The organism is Sphingobacterium sp. PCS056 (assembly GCF_023273895.1).
Classification (GTDB): domain Bacteria; phylum Bacteroidota; class Bacteroidia; order Sphingobacteriales; family Sphingobacteriaceae; genus Sphingobacterium.
This window is the reverse complement of record NZ_CP096883.1, coordinates 5,189,666-5,195,665: the sequence shown is the minus strand read 5'-3', so window position 1 is coordinate 5,195,665 and position 6,000 is coordinate 5,189,666. Positions and strand designations below refer to the sequence as shown.

Annotated in this window: 2 tRNA genes and 2 rRNA genes; all 4 read left to right on the top strand. The window is 47.9% G+C overall.

Features of this window, described 5'->3' with window-relative positions:
* The first annotated feature begins 992 nt into the window (after positions 1-992).
* The 4 genes from MUB18_RS21830 to MUB18_RS21815 all read left to right on the top strand — a co-directional run bounded on the left by MUB18_RS21830 (position 993) and on the right by MUB18_RS21815 (position 5,926).
* Positions 993-2,522 (top strand): 16S ribosomal RNA (locus MUB18_RS21830).
* Positions 2,523-2,651: 129 nt separating this feature from the next.
* A tRNA-Ile gene (locus tag MUB18_RS21825) sits at positions 2,652-2,728 on the top strand.
* Between the two features lie 9 nt (positions 2,729-2,737).
* Positions 2,738-2,811 (top strand) — tRNA-Ala (locus MUB18_RS21820).
* Positions 2,812-3,037: 226 nt separating this feature from the next.
* Positions 3,038-5,926, top strand: a 23S ribosomal RNA gene (locus MUB18_RS21815).
* The 16S and 23S rRNA genes sit together here with 2 tRNA genes alongside, the layout of an rRNA operon.
* The last annotated feature ends 74 nt before the right edge of the window (positions 5,927-6,000 follow it).

The window sequence follows — 6,000 nt, the reverse complement described above, 5'->3', positions numbered from 1 at the left end:
ATAAGAATCAATGTACCTATGTCGTGTTCCAGTATAAAAGCATACCAAATTCTAACCAACTTCGTATTTAATACCGGTATAGTAGGGGGATAACAGGGGGTTTATAGGGGGTTAGTAGGGGTAGACCCCTACTAACCCCCTATAAACCCTAAGTAATGTCTGGTGTATTCCCCATTTAATAGTGAAGTTGGTATGTAGTTGGTCAGAATTTGTCTTTAAGATCTGGTATATATCGTAAAGTAACGGAGGGATCGAGTAACGCAGTGATGTAGTGACGGAGTAAAGCAGTAACCGAGTGATCAAGTGACCCAGTGACATAGTAACGGAGTGATGAAGTAACAAGTGACGAAGTAGCCGAGTAACGCAGTATTTGTGTGAAGAACCCATATATGGACAGGTGACGGGCGTGTCCGCACACAGATGATCCCAGACCAACTAACAATGTGATCCATAGCAAAAGGTAATCCATATCCGACCCAGCATGATCATCAGGCGGCATCCAGATAAATTATCGGTCACATTTATAGCCCTTTACCGTGTCGCGGTAAACTATTTCCGGAAAACATTAGGAAGTGAAGGATAAAAGTTCCTATCTTTGCACCACTCCGCAAGGGAGGAACGGCTGATCCGAGAGGGGAAGCACTGAAAAAAGAAGGGTTTAATTTAGTTTAAACGCAGAAACGAAAGGAAAACAAAAAAATAAATTTTCACATTTATTTTGGAGATACCAAAAAGATTTCTACCTTTGCAGTCCCAACGGAAACGAAGGGAAAACAAACAAGACCGATACCGGCGCAATGCCGACATCATATAAAGCCGAAGCGAGATGCGGGAGCGAAGAAAGTTCTTTAAAAATATAATCATGTAACGTAACGAGTAGTGTTGAGAAACAACGAAAGTTAAAAAAATCAACCTGTTCAATTTTAGAATTAGAAATAAAATACAAGACAATTCTATTTATTATAAATAGTCTTGATCTTACACTTCATTTTACAATGGAGAGTTTGATCCTGGCTCAGGATGAACGCTAGCGGCAGGCCTAATACATGCAAGTCGGACGGGATTGAAATTAAAGCTTGCTTTAATTTCATGAGAGTGGCGCACGGGTGCGTAACGCGTGAGCAACCTACCCATATCAGGGGGATAGCCTCTCGAAAGAGAGATTAACACCGCATAACATCATTTACCGGCATCGGATTATGATCAAATATTTATAGGATATGGATGGGCTCGCGTGACATTAGCTAGTTGGAGGGGTAACGGCCCACCAAGGCTACGATGTCTAGGGGCTCTGAGAGGAGAATCCCCCACACTGGTACTGAGACACGGACCAGACTCCTACGGGAGGCAGCAGTAAGGAATATTGGTCAATGGAGGGAACTCTGAACCAGCCATGCCGCGTGCAGGATGACTGCCCTATGGGTTGTAAACTGCTTTTGTCAGGGAATAAACCTTTCCACGTGTGGGAAGCTGAATGTACCTGAAGAATAAGGATCGGCTAACTCCGTGCCAGCAGCCGCGGTAATACGGAGGATCCAAGCGTTATCCGGATTTATTGGGTTTAAAGGGTGCGTAGGCGGTCCTATAAGTCAGTGGTGAAAGACGGCAGCTTAACTGTCGCAGTGCCTTTGATACTGTAGGACTTGAATCTATTTGAAGTGGGCGGAATAAGACAAGTAGCGGTGAAATGCATAGATATGTCTTAGAACTCCGATTGCGAAGGCAGCTCACTAAGTTAGTATTGACGCTGATGCACGAAAGCGTGGGGATCAAACAGGATTAGATACCCTGGTAGTCCACGCCCTAAACGATGATAACTCGATGTTTGCGATACACAGTAAGCGTCCAAGCGAAAGCGTTAAGTTATCCACCTGGGGAGTACGGTCGCAAGATTGAAACTCAAAGGAATTGACGGGGGCCCGCACAAGCGGAGGAGCATGTGGTTTAATTCGATGATACGCGAGGAACCTTACCCGGGCTTGAAAGTTAGTGAATGATCCAGAGACGGATCAGTCCTTCGGGACACGAAACTAGGTGCTGCATGGCTGTCGTCAGCTCGTGCCGTGAGGTGTTGGGTTAAGTCCCGCAACGAGCGCAACCCCTATGTTTAGTTGCCAGCACATTAAGGTGGGGACTCTAAACAGACTGCCAGCGTAAGCTGTGAGGAAGGTGGGGACGACGTCAAGTCATCATGGCCCTTACGTCCGGGGCTACACACGTGCTACAATGGATGGTACAGCGGGCAGCTACATAGCAATATGGTGCTAATCTCTAAAAGCCATTCACAGTTCGGATTGAGGTCTGCAACTCGACCTCATGAAGTTGGATTCGCTAGTAATCGCGTATCAGCAATGACGCGGTGAATACGTTCCCGGGCCTTGTACACACCGCCCGTCAAGCCATGAAAGTTGGGGGTACCTAAAGCATGTAACCGCAAGGAGCGTGTTAGGGTAAAACCGATAATTGGGGCTAAGTCGTAACAAGGTAGCCGTACCGGAAGGTGCGGCTGGAATACCTCCTTTCTAGAGCATTCAGGATTGAAGCTCGTTACGTACACACATGGTTTATATAAGAAACAAACAAGAGACAAAACATTTGAAGAAATGTGCCCATCCCTGATTGGATGGTCCAGAGAGATAGAAAGATAAGCTAGTCCCGTAGCTCAGTTGGTTAGAGCACTACACTGATAATGTAGGGGTCAGCAGTTCAAATCTGCTCGGGACTACCAAAAATACACGGGGAATTAGCTCAGCTGGCTAGAGCACCTGCCTTGCACGCAGGGGGTCATCGGTTCGACTCCGATATTCTCCACAGGTTTGCCCGGACGCTAAGATACTGCGTTCATATACAGGCATACAAAGAGTTCTTTGACATATTGAAAGAAAAAAAATTACAAGAGAAGACAACAGTAGAGACAATACTGTGGTGTGTCTGATGTATTATGAAGACCCTCGGTCAAGGCCGAACGGATTAATGCGTAGCACCATGGTTATATATATCAAAAAGCAACCCATAGTAGCAAAAGGGCTATGAGGTGAAGAAAGTAAATAAGGGCACACGGGGGATGCCTAGGCTCTCAGAGGCGATGAAGGACGTGATAAGCTGCGATAAGCTTCGGGGATTAGCAAATGTGAGATTGATCCGAAGATTTCCGAATGGGGCAACCTAGCATACTGAAGGTATGCTGTAAAATACGCGAACGCGCTGAACTGAAACATCTAAGTAGGCGTAGGAGAAGAAAATAATAATGATTTCCCAAGTAGTGGCGAGCGAACGGGAAAGAGCCCAAACCAACTTTGTTACGGCATGGTTGGGGTTGTAGGGCTGCGAAGTGGCATTAGCAAACAGAAGTGGAATGGGATGGGAAGCCCAGCGATACACGGTGATAGCCCTGTACACGTATAGAATGCTAGCCTAGCAGTACCCTGAGTACCGCGGGGTCGGAGACGCCCTGTGGGAATCTGTCAGCACCATCTGATAAGGCTAAATACTCCTGAGAGACCGATAGTGAACTAGTACCGTGAGGGAAAGGTGAAAAGAACCTCGAACAGAGGAGTGAAAAGAACCTGAAACCGTGTGCTTACAAGCGGTCGGAGCTGGCAGGTCCAGTGACGGCGTGCCTTTTGCATAATGAGCCTACGAGTTACTCTTGTCTGGCAAGGTTAAGTGGTTCAGCCACGTATCCGAAGCGAAAGCGAGTCTTAATAGGGCGCATAGTCAGATGAGGTAGACGCGAAACCTTGTGATCTACCCTTGGGCAGGTTGAAGTTGCAGTAACATGTAATGGAGGACCGAACCGATAAACGTTGAAAAGTTTCCGGATGACCTGAGGGTAGGGGTGAAAGGCTAATCAAACTGGGAAATAGCTCGTACTCCCCGAAATGTTTTTAGGAACAGCGTCGGCATGGAGTCTTATAGAGGTAGAGCTACCGATTGGGTGCGGGGGAGTCAAATCCTACCAAATCCAGACGAACTCCGAATGCTATAAGATATGGCCGGCAGTGAGGCTTTGGGTGCTAAGGTCCAAGGCCGAGAGGGAAAGAACCCAGACCATCAGCTAAGGTCCCTAAATATACGCTAAGTTGAACTAACGAGGTCCGATTGCCTAGACAGCTAGGATGTTGGCTTGGAAGCAGCCATTCATTTAAAGAGTGCGTAACAGCTCACTAGTCGAGCGATCGGGCGTGGATAATAAACGGGCATCAAGTGTATTACCGAAGCTATGGATTCATACTGAAATATGTATGTCTGGTAGGGGAGCATTCTATTTACGGCGAAGCGGTCTGGTAATGGTCCGTGGAGTGGATAGAAAAGCAAATGTAGGCATAAGTAACGATAAGGCGGGTGAGAAACCCGCCCACCGAAAGACTAAGGTTTCCTGATCAACGCTAATCGGATCAGGGTTAGTCGGGGCCTAAGGCGCATCCGAAGGGAGTAAGCCGATGGACAACTGGTTAATATTCCAGTACTTTTTATAACTGCGATGTGGTGACGGAGTAGTGACACTGCCGCGAACTGACGGAATAGTTCGTTAAAAGGCGTAGGTATAGGGACGGTAGGCAAATCCGCCGACCCTGCTGAAACCCAATAGTACAGCAAAGCTTCGGCGGCGCTGATAGAGCAGGTAAACAGACTTCCAAGAAAACCCGCTAAGCTTCAGGTTATAAAAACCCGTACCGTAAACCGACACAGGTAGTCGAGGAGAGAATCCTAAGGTGCTCGAGTGAATCATGGCTAAGGAACTCGGCAAAATGGCCCTGTAACTTCGGGAGAAGGGGCGCTTCCTCCAGCAATGGAGAAGCCGCAGTGAAAAGGCCCAGGCGACTGTTTAACAAAAACATATGGCTTTGCAAAATCGAAAGATGAGGTATAAGGCCTGACACCTGCCCGGTGCTGGAAGGTTAAGAGGGGATGTCATCGCAAGAGAAGCATTGAATCGAAGCCCCAGTAAACGGCGGCCGTAACTATAACGGTCCTAAGGTAGCGAAATTCCTTGTCGGGTAAGTTCCGACCTGCACGAATGGTGTAACGATCTGGGCGCTGTCTCAGCCATGAGCTCGGTGAAATTGTGGTATCGGTGAAGACGCCGATTACCCGCAACGGGACGGAAAGACCCCATGCACCTTCACTATAGCTTAACATTGGAATTGGGTACAGGATGTGTAGGATAGGCGGGAGATGTTGAAGTGGCTTCGCCAGGAGTCATGGAATCAACCTTGAAATACCGCCCTTTCTGTATTCGGTTTCTAACTCGGTCATGCCGAGGACATTGTTTGGTGGGTAGTTTGACTGGGGTGGTCGCCTCCAAAAAGGTAACGGAGGCTTTCAAAGGTAAGCTCAGTACGCTTGGTAACCGTACGCGGAGTGCAATGGCATAAGCTTGCTTGACTGTGAGACCAACAAGTCGAACAGGGTCGAAAGACGGACATAGTGATCCGGTGGTTCTGTATGGAAGGGCCATCGCTCAAAGGATAAAAGGTACGCTGGGGATAACAGGCTGATCTCCCCCAAGAGCTCATATCGACGGGGAGGTTTGGCACCTCGATGTCGGCTCGTCACATCCTGGGGCTGGAGAAGGTCCCAAGGGTTGGGCTGTTCGCCCATTAAAGTGGCACGCGAGCTGGGTTCAGAACGTCGCGAGACAGTTCGGTCCCTATCTGTTGTGGGCGTTGGAAGTTTGAGTGGATCTGTCCTTAGTACGAGAGGACCGGGATGGACTGACCGCTGGTAAACCAGTTATGCCGCCAGGTGTACGGCTGGGTAGCTACGTCGGGAATAGATAAGCGCTGAAAGCATCTAAGTGCGAAACTAGCCACGAGATGAGACTTCCTTATAGGGCCGTAGTAGACTACTACGTTGATAGGTTGCAGGTGTAAAGGTAGAGATATCATAGCTGAGCAATACTAATCACCCGAAGCTTTCTCAAGCAACGCAGACACTGTTGTCTTCCTCTTTTAGTTTTTCTTTCAATTGTCTATAGATTAGTATGTTGGATGGGAT